An 18,250-nucleotide genomic window follows, 5' to 3' on the forward strand; every position below is an offset into this window, starting at 1 on the left:
CGGAAGTCACGCGGGCCCGACTCCTTCCAGCGAAGTCCCAGAAAGACGGCTGGAGGGCCCGGTCCTTGTCCCCCGACGCGCATCGCGACGGCGTCCGGCGCGCAAAGCGGCCGCGGCGGGACGCGTGCTGTCCCGTTCCCGCGCCGAAGCGACTCAGGCCGTGACCACGCGTGCGCGGCGACGGGAGCAGGACGAGTGCCTACAGGTCCTTGAGGCGGCGCCCGGCGAGCCGGTCGCTCCACCGTGCAACCGCACCGGCGACGGATTCGTGGTGTCCCGCGTGCCCCTCGGCGAGACCGCACCGCCAGCGGTCGAAGACGCTGATGCACAGGTCGCGGGACTGCCGATCGGGCGCGGCGCCGGTCAGCGCTGCGCCTCCGACCGGATCGGTCGCGTCGGACGGGTGGGTGGTGTGGTTGTCGTCGGTCATTCCGCGGTGTGGACGACACGACCACCGGATTCGTCACGGATCGGTCGGGCTCCGGTCCGCCCGGGCGTTTCGCGGCCGCCCGGTGCATCGTGGACGCACGACGGTCGGACGGCCGCCCTGGACGACGACCGGAAGGCGGGGATGGACCACGACGATCCCCTCGTGCGCGCGGTGGACGCCACCCTCGTGGTCCGCGCCGCCGACGGTGACGTGCACGCGTTCGAAGTGCTCGCCCGTCGCCACGGTCCGCTGATGCGGGTGTACGCGGAGCAGATGCTCGGCTCCAACGTGGAGTCGGACGACGTGGTGCAGGAATCGTTCCTGACCGGTTGGCGACGACTCTCGGACCTGAACGACCCCGCGCGGTTCCGCCCGTGGGTGATGCAGATCGTCACCCGCAAGGCGCTCGACCGTCTGCGTCGGCGCCGTCACCACGACGACGTCGAGACGGCGCAGCACCGGGCGGACGCCGCCCGGCAGCCGGAGCGTATCGTCGAGACGCGGATGCAGCTCGATGCGATGTGGGCCGCGCTGGACCGGCTCCCCGCAGACCAGCGACGGTGCTGGCTGCTCCGCGAGACCGCCGGCTACAGCTACCAGCAGATCGCCGACGAACTCGAACTACCGGTGTCGACGGTGCGCGGGCTGCTCGCTCGGGCTCGTCGGTTCCTGACCGCGGAGATGGAGGCATGGCGATGAGCGACCTCGACGACGTCCCCGTGCCCGAGGACGACCTCGACGGCCACACGATGGAGGAACTCGCCGAGTACCTCGACCGGGGCCGTTCGCCCCGTGACCCGTCCATCGAGCGCTCCGCCTCGTGCCGCCTCGCCTTGTCGAACATGGAGCGCCTGCGCGAGCTGTCGCTCGGCGCCCTGCAACACCGGGCCGACGCCGAGCCGGACCGCGAGACCGACTGGGTCGACCGTCTGCTGGCGACGATCCGCTCCGAGGTCCGACCCGGCCGCGACGTGCCGGTCCCCCATCCCGACCCACGACTGCGCCTCACCATGACCGAGGCCGCCGTCCGGGGATTGGTTCGTCGGACCGGTGACACGATAGGCGGGGTCGTGATGGGGAGTTGCGCTCTCGACGGGGAACTCGGCGACCTCGGAGCCCCGGTCCACGTGCGGGTGACCGCCGGGTTGGTGTACGGGGCACCTGCGGCGGAGACCGCGGACCTCCTGCGGTCGCGGATCGCCACGGCTCTCGACCGCCACACTGCCCTGACCGTTGCGTCCATCGACGTCGTGTTCGACGACGTCTCCCTGCCCTAGGAGCACGACGTGAGCGACGAAGCCCTGTCCCGAGTCCTCACCGACCGGATCCGCACCGTTCCGGGAGTCACCGGCGTCTACCCGAGGAGACCGATCGTGCACGCCGCCGCCGAGGCCGTCGCGTCGACCCTCTCGCTGCAGGAACCCGACGTCCTCGTGGACGTGCAGCGCGACGGCGCGGCCCTCCGGGTCGGGGCGGGCATCGCCGTCGACGACACCCGGCCGGCGACCGACACGATCCGTGAGGTCGGCGAACGCATCCGCGACCTGGTCGACGAGCGCACGGGCGCACCCGCTGACGTCGTCGAGGTGACGATCCGGCTCGTCGAGGGCATCGGCCTGGCCGCCGACGCGCCCTCCGGCACCGGTGCGGGCGAGCACGCGTCGACCGGCTGATCTCGGGCGCGCTCCGAGCGGGGTCAGGCTGGCGTGCCGAGCTGGTAGCCGGTGCCGCGGATGGTGGTGATGAGGTCGCGGTCGGTCTTCCGCCGGATGTAGTGCACGTACGTGTCGACGGTGTTCTCCTGCTCGCCGTGTTCGAACACCGCGGAGAGCAGGTGTCGCCGCGAGAACGCGCGGGCGGGTTCCGCAGCGAGGACCCGGAGCAGGGAGCTCTCCTTCTCGGTGAGGAGGACCCGACCGGTGTACGGCGAGTGGATGCTGTGGTCATCGGGGTAGAAGGTCCAGCCTCCGATCTCCACGCCCGTTCCGGTGCCGGTGTAGTCGCGGGTGAGCGCCCGGAGTCTGGCGGCGAGTTCGTCGAACTCGAACGGCTTCACGAGGTAGTCGTTCGCTCCGGCGTCGAGACCGGAGACGCGGTCGCGGAGCTCGCCGAGTGCTGTGAGCATGAGCACCGGGGTGCTGATCCGCTGGCTCCGGATCGCGCTGATGAACTCGGTGCCGTCCATCCCGGGAAGCCGCCGATCGACGACCATGACGTCGAAGTACCGTTCCACTGCTGTGACGAGTGCCTGCTCACCGTCGGACGCGAGGACGACATCCCAGCCCTCGCTGAGCACCTCGGCGACGAGCGGTCCGAGCCTGGGGTCGTCCTCGACGAGGAGCAGGCGTTGTCCCATGGTGTTCATCTTCCCTCGGCGCGACGAGTGATGGTCGGCGCGGACGTCGCCGCGTGCACTGTCGGGATGCGGAGCGCGAGGACGGTGCCGTAATCACCGGTGGACTCGACGGTGACGTCACCGCCGGCGCGGACCACGATCTCACGCACCAGGGCGAGCCCGATGCCGTTCCCCGTGCGGGTTCCGTCCGCGCTGTGGCCGTGGCCTTGACCGTGGCCGCGGCCGGTTCCGTGTGCGAACCGGTCGAACACCCGCGTCGGTTCGATCCCGGAGATGCCGGAGCCGTCGTCCTGCACGCGGACGCACACCCGGTCGTGTTCCGGCGTGGTGGTCACGGTGACGGTGCCGCCCGGTGGGGTGTGGCCGATGGCGTTGTCCGTGAGTGCGACGAGACAGCGGTGCAGCTGTGTCGGCGTCATGCCCACGCTGGCGCTGTGGTCAACGACGTGGAGACGCACGTGCCGATCATCGGCGAGCACGCTCATGTCACGTCGAAGCCTTGCCAGTCCCTCCTGCAGGCCGGCGACACCCGGCTCGGATCGGGTACCTGCAGCAGCTTCGAGGAGGTCGTCGACGATGTCGATGAGGATCCGCGTGTCGCTGGTGAGATCATCGACGATCCGGCGGCGCGGGTCGTCGTCGGGGGTCTGCATGCGGAGCCGCTGGACGCGGGCATGCAGGACGGCGAGCGGTGTGCGGAGTTCATGACTGGCATCCGCGACGAAGGTCCGCTGCACATGCAGCGCCTCCGTCAGCGGCCGGACCGCGCGTCGCGCGATCAACCAGGAGGCGACTCCCGCGAAGAGGATCGCGAGCCCGCCGACCCCGATGATCGCGACCGTCAGGTCGAGCGTGTCCAGGGTGATGTGCACGTCGAAGGGACCGGGCTGCTCCCGCTGCTGGCCTGGGGTGAGCTGCCAAGCGACGTACGCGACGACCAGGGCGATGATCCCGATCACCAACGCCGCAGACACCCCCGCGACGCGGATGGAGATGCCGATGACCGACCGTCGAGAGACGAGGCGATCCGCATCCCGGTCCGGAGCGCCACGGAGGGACCACCGCGCAGTGGCGTCGACGAGTCGATTCCATGCTGTGTCGATCAATCGGTTCCTCCGTTCCTGACACCGCCGTCCGGGGTGCTCCGAGGCTCCCTCACCCAGGGCAAGGAAACACCAAGGATGCGGTCGAATCCGGACACGCGGGTTTCTTGGTGGAGTCTTGCAGGCACGTTCGTACCGTCGACGCACCGACCCGGGCACGAGGCCCGGTCACGACGAGGAGCACGCCATGACCCAGCTGACCGCTCGGCCCCGCCCGAAGCGCAACAAGGTGCCAGACCCCACCCCGTCGTTCTGGATCATCAAGGTCCTCGCCACAACCGTCGGTGAGACCGCAGCCGATCTGCTCAGCGACACCCTCGGGTTCGGTCTCCCGCTGACGACGGCCGTGATGGCCGCGGTCCTGGTCGTGTTCCTGGTGTTGCAGTTCCGCACCCGCGCCTACCAGCCGGTCACGTACTGGGTCACCGTCGTGCTGATCAGCATCGTCGGGACCTGCATCACGGACAACCTCACCGACGGGCTCGGCGTCCCGCTGGGGGTGAGCACGACAGTGTTCGCGGCGGCTCTCGCGGTGGTGTTCATCGTCTGGTACCGGAGTGAGCGCACGCTCTCGATCCACGAGATCGACACCACCAGGCGGGAAGCGTTCTACTGGCTGGCGATCCTGTTCACCTTCGCTCTCGGCACCGCAGCCGGTGACCTCATCGCCGAGCAGACCGGCCTCGACTACCTGCCGTCGCTGCTGCTGTTCGCGGCAGCGATCGTGGCGGTCACTGCCGTCTGGTTCATCGGCCGTCGCGGTGCCGTCACCTGCTTCTGGATCGCGTACATCCTCACCCGCCCGCTCGGTGCGTCGACCGGGGACCTGCTCTCCCAGCCGACACACGACGGCGGACTCGGCATCGGGACCATCACCACCAGCATCGTCTTCCTCGCGGTCATCGCAGCGCTCATCGCATGGGTCTCAATCGGCCGTCGTGATCGCGTCGGGGCCGGCACCCGTGAGCAGCTCTCGTCGTGATCGACCGGTTCCCCCTCGCTGTCCACCTGTTCGACGCCGGATCCGTGCTGCACGCCTTCGGCCCTGCTGTCCTCGCCGGGATCGCGGTCCTGGTCTTCATCGAGTCCGGGGTGCTGTTCCCGTTCCTCCCGGGTGACTCGCTCCTGGTCACTGCCGCGATCACCAGCGCCGCGCTGGGCGTCGCACCATGGCAGGTCGCGGTCGTCGCGTCCTTCGCCGCCGTCGCCGGGGACCAGGCCGGTTACTGGATCGGTCGACGCTTCGGCCGCCGACTCTTCCGTGACGGCGCACGGGTGCTCACGACCGCTCGGCTGGACGAGGCCGAAGCGTTCTTCGCCAGGTGGGGCGGCCTGTCCCTGGTCCTAAGCCGGTTCGTGCCGGTGGTCCGGACCTACGTCCCGCTCGCGGCGGGGACAGCCGACATGCGCTACCGGAGGTTCTTCCTGTGGAACGTCGTCGGTGCGGTGGGCTGGGCGTGCGGACTCACGGCAGTCGGGGTGCTGCTCGGCGGGATCCCGCTCGTCGCGCACAACATCGACGTCCTGATGATCGTCATCGTCATCGTCTCGATCCTGCCGATCCTGATCGGAGTGGTCCGCAAGCGGCTGAGCAGCCGAACGGACCAGGACGACCAGGACGAACAGCCCATCGCGAGCGACCGCTGAGCGCGACCAGCACCCGAACGGTGCCGAACCAGATCACGGATCGGTCCACCGGTGACCGTCAGCGTGGCGGGCGGCGCACGGCCTTCGACGGATGACACCGTGCCGGCCGTACAGTGCACCTGATGACTGAGCAGCAGGCATGACCGCGGACGCCCTGGTGCGCACCCTGCTCGGTGTGCTCGCTCTCGTCGCGGTCGCGACGGTCGTCCTGCTTGCTGCTCGCGCGTCGGCGCCGTGGGCTCCGGCAGTGGCGATCGTCCGCGGCGCCCTGCAGCTCGCCGCCATCAGCCTCGTGCTCACCGGAGTCATCAGATCGCCCCTGCTGATCGGCCTCGCGCTCGGAGTGATGTTCGTCGTCGCGTCCTGCACGTCGGCTCGACGGCTCGGGGACCTCCCGACGATGGTGCTGCCGGTCGCCGGAGCAATGGCGACCGGCATCCTGGTCAGCGCGGTCGTCGTCTTCGGGAGCGGAGCGATCACGCTCTCACCCCGCTACGCCCTCGCGATCGGCGGCATCGTCATCGGGAACGCGATGTCCATCGCGACCATCGCCGGCCGTCGATTCCGCGAGCTCGTCGACGATCGCTGGGACGAGGTCGAGGGGTGGCTCGCGCTCGGAGCGACACCGCGCCGCGCCACCGCGGACCTGGTTCGACGCGCTGTGAGCGCCGCTCTGATACCGACAGTCGACCAGACGAAGACGACCGGACTCGTCACCCTCCCTGGCGCGTTCGTGGGCGCCGTGTTCGGTGGCGTCTCCCCCCTCGAAGCCGGGCGCTTCCAGATCGTCGTCCTCGCGGCGATCATGGCGACGGGAAGCATCACCGCCGTCCTCGTGACCCGCTGGATCGGCCCGGTGCGGACCCGGCCGCACGTGGTCCCGATCCGCTGACGACTCGTCCCGACGACGATCGTGCCGGACCGTCCGGGGTGCTCGCTCGTCTGGTGCATCTGGGTGGTTCCTTGGAGCGGCGGCGGAACGGTGCTGTTCGGAGGTCGTGGACATGACTGTTGGAGTGCTCGGAGGTGCCGGCGCTGTCTCTGCGCTGACCGTGGCGACGGCGGTAGCTGCCGCGTTGCTCGCCGTGGCGACCGTGGCGACCGTGGCGACCGAGGCGGATCGAGGGCGGTCGTCCGATGCGAGGTGAACGCGCACTGTGGCAACTCGGATCGGCGTTCACAGCAGCGGTGATCGTGGTGCTCATCGGAATCACGTTGACAGCCGTTCCGGGTGTCGGAGCGACCGAGACCGGCTTCGACCAGCTGCTGCATGAACGCCTGACGCCGACCGCGCTGCTCATCGCGTCCGGGATCGGCGTGCTCCTCGAGCCCGCCGGCGGTCTTGCGATCCTCGTGGCCATCGGAGCGGTCGTCTGGTGGCGGTCCGATCGGGTCGCCGCGATGCAGTTCGTGGGGATCGCCGGGGTGTCGTGGGTGTCGGTCGAGCCGGTCAAGCTGCTGGTGCACCGGTCACGCCCGGTGCTCTCCGGCGTGCACCACGCGGTGGAGAGCTGGTCGTACCCGTCCGGGCACGTCGCGCTGGTCACTGCCCTGGTGCTCGGACTCGTCGCCGTGACGCACGGCAAGGCTCGAGCGCAGGTCGCCTCTATCGGGACCGTCGTCGTGATCGTGGTCGCGACCTCCCGACTCGCACTCGGCGTGCACTACCCGACGGACGTCCTGGCCGCGATCGTGTGGACGTCCGCAGTCTGGGTCGTCGTGCGTCACATCGCGCTGACCTGGACGAGAGCAAGTCAGACGCCCACTCGTCGCGGCCCCACCGCTGTTGCCGGTCTCCGGCCTCGATCACTCGTGGGGAAGGCGCGAGACCGATGACCGCCGTCGCGTCGCCGAGTGTCGTACCGGTGCGCAGCACACGCGCCCAACCGGTACGGCTGTGGGTGGTCCCCGCACTGGTCGGTGTCGGAACCACGTCCGTGGCGGCGGCGTTCAGCTGGGTGCCGTCCATCTGGTACGACGAGGCCGCGACGGTCGTGTCCGCCACCCGCCCCTGGGCGGCGCTGGCACGCGAGGTGCAACAGGTCGACGTCGTCCACGCGACGTACTACGCCGTGATGCACTGCTGGTTCGCGCTCGTCGGGTACACGCCGTTCACCCTGCGTCTCCCCTCCTCGATCGCGATCGGTGTCGCCGCGGCACTGCTCGTGGTCCTCGGACGCACACTCGCCAGCCCGAGGACCGGTCTCGTCGCCGGGGTCCTCTTCGCGCTCTTCCCACGGGTGACGTGGATGGGGTCGGAAGGGCGGTCGTTCGCCATCGACACCGCCCTCGCAGTCGGGACGACGATCCTCTTCGTCGCCGCCCGTGATCGCACCCGACAGGGAGCCCGGTCGTGGCCGTGGTGGGTGTCGTACGCGGCGATCTCGATCCTCAGCGGCGCGGTGTTCCTCTACTTGGCACTGATGACGGTCGGTCACGGCGTGACCGCGGCGCTGCCGCTGTTGCGGCGTTCTGGCCGTGATCGAGACAGGCGGAAGGTGCTCCTGCGCTGGGGTGCCGCAACTGCCCTGTCGGCGTGTGCGCTGCTGCCGCTCGCCTCGGCATCCGCTGGCCAGGATCGTCAGATCGCCTGGATCGATCCCATCAGTGCGCACACGATCCAAGAGGTGCTGCTGACGCAGTGGTTCACCAAGAACCCGGGCTTCGCGGTCTTCGGGTGCACCCTTGCTGTCGTCGGGGTCGTCCTGATGCACCGGAACGACACTCGCCGGCGGCTCCTCGTGGTGGCGCTGCCGTGGGCGCTCGTTCCCACGATCGGCCTGATCGCCGCGTCGTTGGTGACGAACCCGCTGTACTCCCCGCGGTACGCCGCGTTCACCGCCCCGGCGGTGGCGCTGTGCCTGGGTGCCGCCGTGACCGCCGTACCGACTCGGTGGTCACGACGCGCCGTAGCCACCGTCCTCGTCGTCGCCGCGGCGCTCACCGCACCGACGTGGGCGCAGCAGCGCACGGTCGCAGCGAAGGACGACGCCGCCTGGAACGAGGCAGCCGCCGTCATCGTCGCGCACCGGTCCGAGGAGCCCGTCGGGGAACGCGACGCGGTTGTCTTCGGGCCCCTCGAACGCCATCCCCTCGCCACCTCCAGGACCATCGCGGATACCTATCCAGCGGCGTTCTCCGGACTTCGCGACCCGCTCCTGGTTGCTCCGGCGAGCGAGTCCGCTGGCCTGTGGGGAACGCAACGACCACTGCGGGACATCCGTGAGGAGGTCGGTGCCGCGAAGGTGGTGTGGTTGCTCACCGCGGTCGAGCCCGATGTCCGCACCATCGTGACGCAGGCACTCACCCGCGACGGCTTCCGTCGGAGTCGCACTTGGCAACGCACCCGCACCTGGGTCGTGCAGTACGTGCGATGACACCGACGAAGGGCGTCCACGAGGTTGCTCATGGACACACGACCGACTCGGCCCCCGGTGTCGCCCACGCGATGCCGTCCGTGTCGAACGCGAGCACGTCGACGCTCCCGTTGCCGGTGAGCCCGCGGAGGTCGTCAGCATCGCCCGCGACGACCGCCGTTGCCAGCACGTCCGCGGTGACGATGTCGTCAGCGATGACGGTCGCCTGCACGAAGGTGGGGGTCGCTCGTCGCCAGATGTGCTCGCCGCGCTCGGCGGTCCCCGAGGTCGCGACGGCGCGGCGCGGCGCATCGAGGTGGACGACGCCGACGACCGTGTCGCGGCGTGCCGGTTCGACCACCCCGACGCTCCACGATTCGTCGTCGCGGTAGTGTCCCCGGACGAGCACGTCCCCTCCGGCGCTGATCATCCAGTCGTCGGCGATGCCGTCGAGGACTGCTCCGGCGTCACGGATCGCCAGGGCCTTCACCACACCGGACAGGTCGACGACGCCGTCCGGGCGGTGCGGCGTGAACGCACCACCGGTCCGTTCCCGCCAGTCGAGCGCGAGCGCGTACACGTCGCGCACCGACGCCGGGGTGTCGGACAGCCGGAGCGATCCGTCGGCGACGCGGCTCAGCACCGACGCCGGGTCGTACAGGCTGTACCGGTGGTCGTAGGAGGCGAAGACGGCGCGCACCTCGGCGGCGGCCTCCGGGGTGGCTCCCCGGAGGCTGACGACGGTACCCATGGTCTCGAGGGTCTGGACGCTCACAGCCCGGCCTTGTCGATCGCGGACTGGAGCGACGTCGTGTAGCCCTGACTCGTGAAGGTCGCACCGCTGACGGACTGGATCTGTGCGGACTGCGCCTGCAGTCCCTCCTGGCGCAGGACCGGTGCCGCCTGCTGACTGATCTGCACCGATCGGCCGTCGCTGTTCGTGAGCTGCAGCGGGGTGACGTCGGTGATCGTCCCGTTCGCGACGGTGATCTGCACCTGCACCGGGCCGTACCGGGTCTGCGTCGTGTCGCCGGCGAAGGTGCCGGAGGCGGACGACCCAGCAGTGGTGCCGGTGCCGCTGCTGCCGCCGTTGGTCCCGCTGCCGGCGCTGTCGCTCGTCGACCCGGTGCCGGTCGTGCCGACACCCGACGTCGTGCCCTGCTGTGCCGGTGCGGTGACCGCGGGCTGGCCGCCGAGCTGCCACCCGATGGCCAGGACCGCGATCGACGAGACGACACCGCCGGCGATGATGCGTGCTCTCATGACTCGAACCGTTCCTGGTGGATCTGGTGTTCCGGCACCCCTGCCGACCGCGCTTCGCGGACCACGAGGTCGGACCACGCCCGCGGCCCGCACACGTACAGGTCCGACTGCAGCAGGTTCGGGAACACGGACCGGAGGGAGACCCCGCGCCGGACGTCCTCCTCGGTCATCCAGCTCTCGCGGGAGCGGGATCGGTGGCCGACCATCGTGTACAGCCGGTTGCCCGTCGCCTCGGCGAGGTCCGCGATCTCGTGCCACAGGTACTGCTGGTCGGCGTCGGTCCCGCGCAGCAGCACGGTGGCCTCGCCCGGACGGAGGTCGGTGTCCTCCAGCAGCGAGCGCACGGGGGTGATCCCGATGCCGGAGGCGACGAGCGCGAGGTACGGGGCCGTCCGGGCCCGGCTGGTGAACAGGCCGTACGGACCCTCGAGGGACACGAACGCCCCGGGCGTGATGCGTCCGAGACGGGCGGAGCCTGCACCGAGGTCGCGGACGGTGATCCGTGCACGACCGCGGGCGGGGACCGCCGAGAACGACACCGGGTTCGCGTGCCACCACGTCTTCGCGGTCCAGAACCGCCAGACCCCGTACTGCCCGCCGCGGGCTCCGAGGCGGTCGAGGTCCCGTCCGGCGAGGTGGATCGACACGACCCCCGGCGCGACGGTCTCGATGCCGGCCACACGGATCCGGTGCCGGAACGTCACCACGATCGGCACCGCGAAGCGGTACAGCGCGATGAGTCCGAGCGCCACGACGTACAGGGCGATCCAGTAGACACGCTGCCAGGTGCCCTGCGCGAGGACGCTGCCGACGCTGAGCATGTGGGGCAACGCGACGAGCACCGCGGCGTAGCTGAGCAGGTGGATGAGGTGCCATGCCTCGTACGGCAGCCGACGGCGCACGGCGACCAAGGACGAGACCACCACGACGAGGAACAGCACGAGGCCGAGGAAGGCGAGTGGCATGTCGGGTGTCGAGAAGAGCGCGATCGTCTCGGCGATCGGACCGGTCCCCGCGGACGCGCCGTAGCCGAGTGTGAGCAACGCACCGTGCGCGAGCAGCAGGTACAGCACCGGCTTGCCGAGCGAACGGTGGACCGCGACGGCGTTGTCGTGGCCGAACGTCCGGTCGATGAGCGGTACCCGGGCGGCGAGCACCAGCATCACGAGGACGAGGTCCGTGGCGACGAGCCCTGCCACGATCCCGGCGTCGGTGAGCCAGCCGCCGATCCCCACGACCCTGTGCGAGCCGGGCGAGGCGAGCCAGAGCGTCACGGCGATCGAGGCGGAGACCCATGCGAGGATCCCGAGCAGATCCGTCATGGCCCTCCGGCGGCGACCGGCTCGACGGCGGCGGCGCGCGGCGATGTCGAGGGACTCCGCCGGGGGTACGGCGTCCCGCAGGCGCGCGCGTTCGGTCGTGCTCGGGGGTGTCCTCGGTGTGGCGCGAGCGGTCTCGATCATCGTCTCGGTCCTCTCCAGGATGCGATCGGGTGACTCACAGCATCAGGAGCGGTCCTGTGGACGGACCCCGAACGGAGCGCCCCGTTCGTTCGAGACCTCGAGTGATCGGCGTGGACCGAGGTCCCGGTCAGCGCGCGGGGACGCTGACCGTCGCGACGGCACCGCCGGACGCCGCGTTGCAGAGGTCCGCCGTCCCGCCTGCGCGTTCGACGATGCCGCGGACGAGGGCGAGCCCCAGGCCGCTCCCGCCGAGGACGGCACGTCGGGCGCTGTCGGCCCGGGTGAAGCGGTCGAAGGCCTGCGGAAGGAAGTCGTCCGGGACGCCGGGGCCGTCGTCGACGACGCACAGGTCGAGTCGACCGTCGGCGGACTGGTCGAGCGTGACCCGGACCACCCCGCCGTCCTCCCCCGCGGCGATCGCGTTGGCGACGAGGTTGTCGACGACCCGCGCGAACGCCGCGGGCTCGAGTCCGTAGTGCTCGTCCGGCGCCGTCAGTTCGACGGAGAAGTCGATGTCGCGCGCCCCGACGTGTGTCAAGGCGCGGGCGCGGTCGATCGATCCCATGAGTTCCGTGACGAGCGCAGCGGCCGACGTCGACGGAACACCCTCCGCCTCGTCCAGCCTGCTGAGTTCCAGGAGGGCGTTCGCGAGCGCGACCAGCCGTGCCGCATCGCCCTCGGCGGCGCGCAGCTCGCGCTCGAGCGCGACGGCGTCGCCCGACGAGCGGTGTGCCAGTTCGAGTCGGGCGGTGAGGGCAGCGAGCGGCGTGCGGAGCTCGTGGCTGGCGTCGGAGACCATCCGTCGCTCGCGCTCGGTGTTCTCACGCTGGCGGTCGATGAACGTGTTGAGCGTCCGGGCGAGGGCCGCGAGTTCATCGTCGGAGGCGCCGACTGGCAGGTGGCCGCCACCGTTCCCGGCGCTGAGGCGCTCGGCGGTCCGGCGCATCCGCCCCACTGGGCGGAGGGCGATGGTCGACAGCAGCCAGGCCGTCGCCGCGAAGGCGAGCAGTGCCAGGAACGTTCCGACGACCAGGGACCGGTCGACCCGCGCCACCGTCTCCTGCCCGGCCCGGCCGTCGTGCGCGGCCCACACGACGAACGATCCGGCGTCGTTCGTGACCGGGATGCCGACGACGGTCACGACACGGTGGCCGGTGTGCAGTCGCAGCGTGACGTCGTCGTCCGGGACCGGCGAGGGCAGCACGGCGCGGACGTCGCGCGGCAGCGAGTCCACGACCCAGTCTCCGGTCGCTGACCGGATCCCGACGAGGACGTCTTCTGCTGGACGGTCAGGCGGCTCGTCCGGGTTGTGCCGGAGGTCGGACACGAACGGCGCCGCGTCACCGGATGCGAGGGAGCGGTCGGTCGCGAGCGTCGCGCGTTCGATCTGCACGTGCAGCACGAGAGCGACCCCGGAGAGCACGACCGCACCGACGAGCAGGCTCCCGAGGGTGATCCGAGCGCGGATCGACAGGCGACGGAGGAACCTCACGGAGACGGCACGACCTCGAGCGCGTACCCCACACCGCGCACCGTCCGGATCGCGACGTCGGCGCCCGAGGCCTGGAGCTTCTTGCGAACGTAGCTGACGTACTGGTCGACGATGGTCGGGTCGAAGTGCTCGGCGCTCCCCCAGACCTCTTCGAGCACCTCGGTCCTGGTGCGCGGGTCGGGCGCCCCCTGCATGAGGAACCGCAGGAGCGAGAACTCCTTGACGCTCAACGGCATGTCGCGCCCGCGCACCGACGCACGCACGGCCACGGTGTCGAGCCGCACCGCGCCGGCTTCCACGGTGGTCGTGCCACCGGCGGCACGACGTCGCAGGTGCGCCCGGATCCGCGCGTTGAGTTCGGCGATCGCGAACGGCTTGGTCAGGTAGTCGTCGGCCCCGGAGTCGAGCCCGAACACGCGGTCGTCGACGGCGTCGCGTGCGGTGACCAGGATCACCGGGAAGTCCGACCCCATCTCACGGAGTCGTCGACAGACCTCGAAGCCGGTCATCTCGGGCAGCATGACGTCGATCGCTGCGGCGTCGAACGCCTGCGACCGCGCCTGGACGAGTGCGGCGACGCCGTCCGTCACGACCGTGACGGTGTGCCCCTCGCCGGTCAGTCCGCGCTCGACGAGGGCACCCATCTCGGGGTCGTCCTCAACAACCAGGATGTTCGCCATCTCAGACCACCCCGCTCGTCCCGAGCAGGGATCCGATGACGAAGGTCGCCGCCAGGGCGAGGGCTCCGCCGACGACCACGCGTGCGGTCGCCCGCCGCACCGAGCCACCTCCGATCCGGGCGCCCGTGGCCCCGGTCAACGCGAGTGCGACGAGGACAACGACGAACGTCACGGGTACCCGGACGGCCTCGGGCGACAGGAGGATCGCCAGCAGCGGCAGGACGGCACCGATCGAGAACGCGGCCGCCGACGCGAACGCGGCGTGCCACGGGCTGACGACCTCGTCCTCGTCGATCCCGAGTTCGGTGGTCAGGTGCGCGGCGAGGGCGTCCCGCTCGGTCAGTTCGGACGCCACACGTTCGGCCGTGGACCGTCGGAGACCACGGCCCTGCCACAGCTGGGTGAGCTCCTCGAGCTCGGCGACCGGGTCGTCGGCCAGTTCGCGGCGTTCCTTCTCGATGAGGGACTGCTGGCTGTCCTTCTGACTGCTCACCGACACGTACTCGCCCAGCGCCATCGACACGGCACCGCCCACGAGCGCTGCGATCCCCGCGGTCGCGATCGCCGGGACGGACGACGACGCGCCGGCGACGCCCACGACGATCGACGCCGTCGACACGATCCCGTCGTTCGCGCCGAGGACTCCGGCTCGCAGCCAGTTCAGGCGCGCAGCGAGGTCGCCCGTGTGGGCTTCGCCCGCGTGCGGCTCGGAGGTGCTCATGGTCACAGCGAACCATGTCCGGGTCGCCCCGTTCGTGTGAGGTTTCGAACGATGCGGACCGCGGGATCCTGTTGTCTGGTCGAACACCGCCGGCACCGTCCGGCGCACGACGTGAAAGGCCGTCATGGACTGGCAGTTCGGCGGGATCCCGCTCCACCCCCTCTTCGTCCACCTGACCTCCGTCGCGGTCCCCGTCGCGGCGCTGACCGCGATCGTGGTCGCGGTGTGGCCCGCAGCGCGACGGTGGCTCGCAGTCGGCGCACCGATCATCGGGCTGGTCGCCCTCGTCTCGGTCCCCCTGGCGACCTCGTCCGGTGAATGGCTCGAACACCGCGAGCAGGAGACCGCGCTGCTCGAGCGGCACACCGAGCTCGCCGACGGGCTGCTCCCCTGGTCGATCGCGGTGTTCGTGCTCCTGCTGCTGTGGTGGGGATGGCACCGGTTCGGGACAGCTCGGGTGACGAGCGGTGGCGCGCTGCGGGCAGTCGCGATCGTCGGCCCGGTGCTGCTGCTCGCAGTCGGCGTCGTCTCGATGATCGAGGTCGTCGTCATCGGACACGCGGGCGCCGAGTCCGTCTGGAAGGGCTAGGAACGCACTGCGGAGCGCGTTGGGGTCACCGTGAAGGCGTCGAGGTTTCCCATCGCCCGCCGGACGTGTTCCGCGGCCTGGTCGGTGACGTCCGTGGCGTCCTGCAGATCCGTCGTCATCACCTCGACCGTTGCCGATCCGGTCAGCCGGTGCCCGATCCACCGGAGACGGAGGTCGCGGACCCTGTGGACGCCGTCCGTGTGCTCGCGGACGTGCTCGGCACGTTCGACGAGCGCCGGGTCGACGGCGTCCATCAGCCGCGCGCCGATCGACTTCACCGTGCCCCAGAGCAGCACCAGGATCGAGATCGAGATGAGCAGGCCGATGACCGGGTCGGCGAGCGGGAAGCCGACCATCACGCCGACCGCACCGAGGACCACCGACAGTGAGGTGAAGCCGTCGAGCCGGGCGTGCACGCCGTCGGCCAAGAGTGCCGCCGAACCGATCCGCTGGCCGACCCGAATCCGGTACATCGCGACGACCTCGTTGCCGGCGAAGCCGATCAGGCCCGCGGCGACGAGCAACCAGGGCGCCTCGACCGGGCGTGGGTGCACGAAGCGATCGATCGCCTGCCACCCGGCCACCACTGCCGAGAGCGCGACGACGAAGACGATGAACATGCCGGCGAGGTCCTCGGCGCGGCCGTACCCGTAGGTGAGCCGCCGGGTAGCCACGCGTCGGCCGAGCACGAACGCGACCCACAGCGGCACGGCGGTCAGCGCGTCCGCGAAGTTGTGGGTGGTGTCCGCCAGCAGGGCGATCGAGCCGGTGAACGCGACGAGCACGGCCTGCAGGACGGTGGTGCCGAGGAGCACGAAGAGACTGATCTTGAGCGCGCGGACACCGGCCGAGCTCGCCTCCATGGCGTCGTCGATCGAGTCGGCGGAGTCATGCGTGTGTGGGACGACGAGGTCGTAGAGGAGGCCCCGCACGCCGCCGTGCGGGTGCGCGTGGTCGTGGTCGTGCTGGTGCCCGTCGTGCTCGTGGTCGGTCACGCGCCGGCCTGCTCCCCGCGGTGGTGCGGCGCGGCACCCACGACGTGTTCGGCCTGCTTCACCGCGTCGATCACCAGCTCCGACGCGTGCTCGTCGGTGAGTCGGTAGAAGACCGTCGTGCCCTCACGGCGAGTGGACACCATCCGCGCGAGCCGGAGCTTCGCGAGGTGCTGCGACACCGCCGCGGGGCTCTTGTCGACCACATCGGCCAGGTGGTTCACGGACATCTCCTCGGCGTTCCGGAGCGCCAGGATGATCTTCACCCGGGTCGCGTCGGCGAGCATCGCGAAGACCTCGACCGCCAGTTCGACGTACTCCGACTCGGGATCGAGCCCGCATGGCTGCTTGTCTACGTGCACACGCAGATACTAAGTCATCAGATCCCGAACGGACAGCCGAACTCGTGAGCAGGAATGGTCGGGTTGCCCGGCTTGGACCCGACCATTCCTGCTCACGAAGCGCCGCCCGCCTACCGCTTCAGGTTCGTCAGCTCCTGCAGCACCTCGTCCGAGGTCGTGATGATGCGCGCGTTCGCCTGGAACCCGCGCTGTGCCACGATCAGGTTCGTGAACTCCTGCGACAGGTCGACGTTCGACATCTCCAGGGTGCCCGCCGCGAGCGACCCGACGCCGGCCGAACCGGGACCACCGACGGTCGCGGTGCCCGAGTTGCCGGTGGCACGGTAGCCCGAGGCGCCGGTCTTCTCGAGGCCCGCCGGGTTCGCGAACGTCGCGAGGGCGATGCGGCCGAGGGCGAGCGACGCACCGTTCGAGAACGTGCCCGTGACGGTGCCGTCCTTCGAGATGGCGTAGCCCTGCAGGGCGCCGGCCTCGCGGCCGTTCTGCGAACCGATCGACGCGGTGTTGAGCGAGGCGAAGCCGGTGAGCTCCCCCATGTCGACGGCGATGCCGCCGACCGTCAGGGCGCCGCCGGAGGTCAGCTTGCCGTCGGTGCCGAACGTGAGCGACCCGTTCGTGGTGGTCCCCTGCCCGTTGCGCGCGGTGACGTCCCAGCCGGTGCCGGTGCGCGTGTAGGCGAGGGACATCGTGTGCTTGGCGCCCGAGGCGTCGTAGACGGTGGCCTCGCGGGTGATGGTGTCGCCGACGGCGGTCTCGGACGGCAGGTTGCCGGCGACCGAGGCCGAGGTGGTGCGGACGGCCGGTGCCGCCGCGTCGAGCGGCAGCGTGATGTCGGCGAGGCCACCGTTGTCGTTGACGACGCCGTTGGTGGCCGGGTAGCCCTGCACGATCTTGCCGTCGGCGGTGACCAGGCGGCCGTCCGCGTCGAAGTCGAACGCACCGGCGCGGGTGTAGACGGTGTCGTTGCCGAGGCGGGTGACGAAGAAGCCGTCGCCGGAGATCATCAGGTCGGTGGCCTTGCCGGTGGCCTGGGCCGAGCCCTGCGCGAAGTTGGTGGAGACGCCGGCGACCTGGACGCCGAGGCCGATCTGCGCCGGGTTGGTGCCGCCGACACCGGTCTGCGGTCCGCCGGCACCCTGGGTCATCTGCGACAGGGTGTCCTGGAAGACCGTCGACGAGGCCTTGAAGCCGACGGTGTTGACGTTGGCGATGTTGTTGCCGGTGACGTCGAGCATCTGCTGGTGCGAGCGGAGGCCGGAGATCCCGGAGTAGAGCGAGCGGAGCATGGTGCGTCCTTTCGGAGAGGCAGGGAGAGCAGGAAGGAGAAGGGGAAGGAGAACGGTCAGGAAGCCGGAGCGGTGGTGGTGATGCCGGAGATCACGTCGAGAGCGACCTCCTTCCCGTTCACGGTGACCGTGGGCACGCTGTTCGCGTAGGACACGGCCGAGGCGGTCCCGGTGACGGCGGTACCGGTCGCAGCATCGGTGTAGCTGACCTGCTTGCCGACGAGGTTCGCGGCGGCGATGCGCATCTGGAGCGAGAAGTTCTCGTTCCCCGTCGTGGTCTGGTTGGTGATCTGCTCCATCATCGCGAGCTGCGTCTGCTGGCTGATCATCTGGTTGGTGTCCATCGGCGACGACGGGTCCTGGTTCTGCAGCTGCGTGACGAGCAGCTTCATGAACACCTCGGAGTCCATCGTCTGGGACTTCTTCGCGGTCGAGTTCGCGGCGAGGGCCGCGGCCTGGGCAGCCTGGTCCACGCTGCCGGTGATGCCGTCGATGGGCATGGTCTGGTTC

Annotated in this window: 22 protein-coding genes; 9 read left to right on the plus strand and 13 right to left on the minus strand. The window is 70.3% G+C overall.

All coding sequences use genetic code 11. The features are described 5' to 3' along the window. Nucleotides 1–199: 199 nt before the first annotated feature. Nucleotides 200–430: a hypothetical protein gene (locus EDF28_RS09680; RefSeq protein WP_123938131.1), complete on the minus strand. Its 231-nt coding sequence runs from the start codon at nt 428–430 to the stop codon at nt 200–202. A 141-nt stretch (nt 431–571) separates the two neighbouring features. Here EDF28_RS09680 and EDF28_RS09685 point away from each other — a divergent pair, with 141 nt between their 5' ends. From EDF28_RS09685 to EDF28_RS09695, 3 genes are read left to right on the plus strand one after another with little or no spacing between them, the layout of a single operon-like run. Continuing rightward, a complete protein-coding gene (locus EDF28_RS09685; protein ID WP_123938132.1) occupies nt 572–1,129 on the plus strand; it encodes an RNA polymerase sigma factor in 558 nt (185 codons plus the stop codon). Further along, nucleotides 1,126–1,707 carry a hypothetical protein gene (locus tag EDF28_RS09690; RefSeq protein ID WP_123938133.1) on the plus strand — a complete coding sequence of 194 codons (582 nt, stop codon included), beginning with the start codon at nt 1,126–1,128 and terminating at the stop codon, nt 1,705–1,707. The genes EDF28_RS09685 and EDF28_RS09690 overlap by 4 nt, the downstream gene beginning before the upstream one ends. A 9-nt stretch (nt 1,708–1,716) precedes the next feature. Continuing rightward, nucleotides 1,717–2,103, plus strand: a complete 387-nt coding sequence (locus EDF28_RS09695; RefSeq protein ID WP_123292741.1) for a hypothetical protein — start codon at nt 1,717–1,719, stop codon at nt 2,101–2,103. Nucleotides 2,104–2,126: 23 nt separating this feature from the next. Here the strand turns inward: EDF28_RS09695 and EDF28_RS09700 are convergent, their stop codons facing one another. Next, on the minus strand, nt 2,127–2,786 hold the full coding sequence (locus EDF28_RS09700) for a response regulator transcription factor (protein ID WP_311394737.1): 660 nt from the start codon (nt 2,784–2,786) through the stop codon (nt 2,127–2,129). Between the two features lie 5 nt (nt 2,787–2,791). Continuing rightward, nucleotides 2,792–3,892, minus strand: a complete 1,101-nt coding sequence (locus tag EDF28_RS09705) for a sensor histidine kinase KdpD (protein WP_185094202.1) — start codon at nt 3,890–3,892, stop codon at nt 2,792–2,794. Between the two features lie 184 nt (nt 3,893–4,076). Between EDF28_RS09705 and EDF28_RS09710 the strand changes: the two genes are divergently transcribed. From EDF28_RS09710 to EDF28_RS09730, 5 genes are all read left to right on the plus strand, one after another. After that, on the plus strand, nt 4,077–4,871 hold the full coding sequence (locus EDF28_RS09710) for a hypothetical protein (protein ID WP_123938136.1): 795 nt from the start codon (nt 4,077–4,079) through the stop codon (nt 4,869–4,871). After that, entirely contained in the window at nt 4,868–5,536 is a 669-nt protein-coding gene (locus tag EDF28_RS09715) for a DedA family protein (RefSeq protein WP_221182556.1), read from the plus strand. The genes EDF28_RS09710 and EDF28_RS09715 overlap by 4 nt, the downstream gene beginning before the upstream one ends. Before the next feature lie 139 nt (nt 5,537–5,675). Beyond that, a complete protein-coding gene (locus EDF28_RS09720; RefSeq protein ID WP_123292737.1) occupies nt 5,676–6,428 on the plus strand; it encodes an ABC transporter permease in 753 nt (250 codons plus the stop codon). 245 nt (nt 6,429–6,673) lie between these two features. Next, nucleotides 6,674–7,372 carry a phosphatase PAP2 family protein gene (locus EDF28_RS09725; RefSeq protein WP_123938137.1) on the plus strand — a complete coding sequence of 233 codons (699 nt, stop codon included), beginning with the start codon at nt 6,674–6,676 and terminating at the stop codon, nt 7,370–7,372. A 29-nt stretch (nt 7,373–7,401) separates the two neighbouring features. Further along, complete coding sequence (locus tag EDF28_RS09730; protein ID WP_123938138.1) at nt 7,402–8,913, plus strand: hypothetical protein; 1,512 nt, start codon at nt 7,402–7,404, stop codon at nt 8,911–8,913. 28 nt (nt 8,914–8,941) lie between these two features. On the opposite strand, the gene EDF28_RS09735 is transcribed toward EDF28_RS09730, so the two are convergent. The 6 genes from EDF28_RS09735 to EDF28_RS09760 form a co-directional block, all read right to left on the minus strand. Further along, a complete protein-coding gene (locus tag EDF28_RS09735; protein WP_123938139.1) occupies nt 8,942–9,667 on the minus strand; it encodes an FAD:protein FMN transferase in 726 nt (241 codons plus the stop codon). Continuing rightward, nucleotides 9,664–10,155, minus strand: coding sequence for an FMN-binding protein (locus EDF28_RS09740; protein ID WP_123292733.1), 492 nt, complete (start codon nt 10,153–10,155; stop codon nt 9,664–9,666). The genes EDF28_RS09735 and EDF28_RS09740 overlap by 4 nt, the downstream gene beginning before the upstream one ends. Next, entirely contained in the window at nt 10,152–11,477 is a 1,326-nt protein-coding gene (locus tag EDF28_RS09745; protein ID WP_221182557.1) for a ferric reductase-like transmembrane domain-containing protein, read from the minus strand. The genes EDF28_RS09740 and EDF28_RS09745 overlap by 4 nt, the downstream gene beginning before the upstream one ends. Before the next feature lie 268 nt (nt 11,478–11,745). Then, nucleotides 11,746–13,110 (minus strand): HAMP domain-containing sensor histidine kinase, encoded by a 1,365-nt coding sequence (locus EDF28_RS09750; RefSeq protein ID WP_123938141.1) that lies wholly within the window; start codon nt 13,108–13,110, stop codon nt 11,746–11,748. Then, the gene (locus EDF28_RS09755; RefSeq protein WP_123292731.1) at nt 13,107–13,790 is read right to left on the minus strand and encodes a response regulator transcription factor; all 684 of its coding nucleotides are present in this window, start codon (nt 13,788–13,790) and stop codon (nt 13,107–13,109) included. The genes EDF28_RS09750 and EDF28_RS09755 overlap by 4 nt, the downstream gene beginning before the upstream one ends. Before the next feature lies 1 nt (nt 13,791). After that, a complete protein-coding gene (locus EDF28_RS09760) occupies nt 13,792–14,511 on the minus strand; it encodes a VIT family protein (protein WP_123292861.1) in 720 nt (239 codons plus the stop codon). A 124-nt stretch (nt 14,512–14,635) separates the two neighbouring features. Between EDF28_RS09760 and EDF28_RS09765 the strand changes: the two genes are divergently transcribed. Next, on the plus strand, nt 14,636–15,100 hold the full coding sequence (locus tag EDF28_RS09765) for a DUF2231 domain-containing protein (protein ID WP_123938142.1): 465 nt from the start codon (nt 14,636–14,638) through the stop codon (nt 15,098–15,100). Here the strand turns inward: EDF28_RS09765 and EDF28_RS09770 are convergent. From EDF28_RS09770 to EDF28_RS09785, 4 genes are all read right to left on the minus strand, one after another. Then, nucleotides 15,097–16,095, minus strand: coding sequence for a cation diffusion facilitator family transporter (locus tag EDF28_RS09770; RefSeq protein WP_123938143.1), 999 nt, complete (start codon nt 16,093–16,095; stop codon nt 15,097–15,099). The two genes, EDF28_RS09765 and EDF28_RS09770, sit on opposite strands and share 4 nt — an antisense overlap. After that, a complete protein-coding gene (locus EDF28_RS09775; protein ID WP_260154814.1) occupies nt 16,092–16,454 on the minus strand; it encodes a metalloregulator ArsR/SmtB family transcription factor in 363 nt (120 codons plus the stop codon). Before EDF28_RS09775 ends, EDF28_RS09770 begins: the two co-directional genes overlap by 4 nt. Before the next feature lie 110 nt (nt 16,455–16,564). Continuing rightward, nucleotides 16,565–17,740, minus strand: coding sequence for a flagellar hook protein FlgE (locus EDF28_RS09780; protein WP_123292728.1), 1,176 nt, complete (start codon nt 17,738–17,740; stop codon nt 16,565–16,567). A gap of 56 nt (nt 17,741–17,796) precedes the next feature. Next, the gene (locus EDF28_RS09785; protein ID WP_123292727.1) at nt 17,797–18,240 is read right to left on the minus strand and encodes a flagellar hook assembly protein FlgD; all 444 of its coding nucleotides are present in this window, start codon (nt 18,238–18,240) and stop codon (nt 17,797–17,799) included. Nucleotides 18,241–18,250 lie beyond the last annotated feature (10 nt).

Origin of the sequence: Curtobacterium sp. PhB137, from assembly GCF_003814955.1 — a bacterium.
GTDB lineage: Bacteria > Actinomycetota > Actinomycetes > Actinomycetales > Microbacteriaceae > Curtobacterium.

Bases quoted from the DNA above. Each gene is read 5' to 3' on its own strand.
- EDF28_RS09780 (WP_123292728.1), bottom strand. From the start codon at position 17,740: ATGCTCCGCTCGCTCTACTCCGGGATCTCCGGCCTCCGCTCGCACCAG.
- EDF28_RS09725 (WP_123938137.1), top strand. From the start codon at position 6,674: ATGCGAGGTGAACGCGCACTGTGGCAACTCGGATCGGCGTTCACAGCA.
- EDF28_RS09685 (WP_123938132.1), top strand. From the start codon at position 572: ATGGACCACGACGATCCCCTCGTGCGCGCGGTGGACGCCACCCTCGTG.
- EDF28_RS09745 (WP_221182557.1), bottom strand. From the start codon at position 11,477: ATGACGGATCTGCTCGGGATCCTCGCATGGGTCTCCGCCTCGATCGCC.
- EDF28_RS09760 (WP_123292861.1), bottom strand. From the start codon at position 14,511: ATGAGCACCTCCGAGCCGCACGCGGGCGAAGCCCACACGGGCGACCTC.
- EDF28_RS09740 (WP_123292733.1), bottom strand. From the start codon at position 10,155: ATGAGAGCACGCATCATCGCCGGCGGTGTCGTCTCGTCGATCGCGGTC.
- EDF28_RS09755 (WP_123292731.1), bottom strand. From the start codon at position 13,790: ATGGCGAACATCCTGGTTGTTGAGGACGACCCCGAGATGGGTGCCCTC.
- EDF28_RS09720 (WP_123292737.1), top strand. From the start codon at position 5,676: ATGACCGCGGACGCCCTGGTGCGCACCCTGCTCGGTGTGCTCGCTCTC.
- EDF28_RS09785 (WP_123292727.1), bottom strand. From the start codon at position 18,240: ATGCCCATCGACGGCATCACCGGCAGCGTGGACCAGGCTGCCCAGGCC.
- EDF28_RS09680 (WP_123938131.1), bottom strand. From the start codon at position 430: ATGACCGACGACAACCACACCACCCACCCGTCCGACGCGACCGATCCG.
- EDF28_RS09700 (WP_311394737.1), bottom strand. From the start codon at position 2,786: ATGGGACAACGCCTGCTCCTCGTCGAGGACGACCCCAGGCTCGGACCG.
- EDF28_RS09710 (WP_123938136.1), top strand. From the start codon at position 4,077: ATGACCCAGCTGACCGCTCGGCCCCGCCCGAAGCGCAACAAGGTGCCA.
- EDF28_RS09690 (WP_123938133.1), top strand. From the start codon at position 1,126: ATGAGCGACCTCGACGACGTCCCCGTGCCCGAGGACGACCTCGACGGC.
- EDF28_RS09765 (WP_123938142.1), top strand. From the start codon at position 14,636: ATGGACTGGCAGTTCGGCGGGATCCCGCTCCACCCCCTCTTCGTCCAC.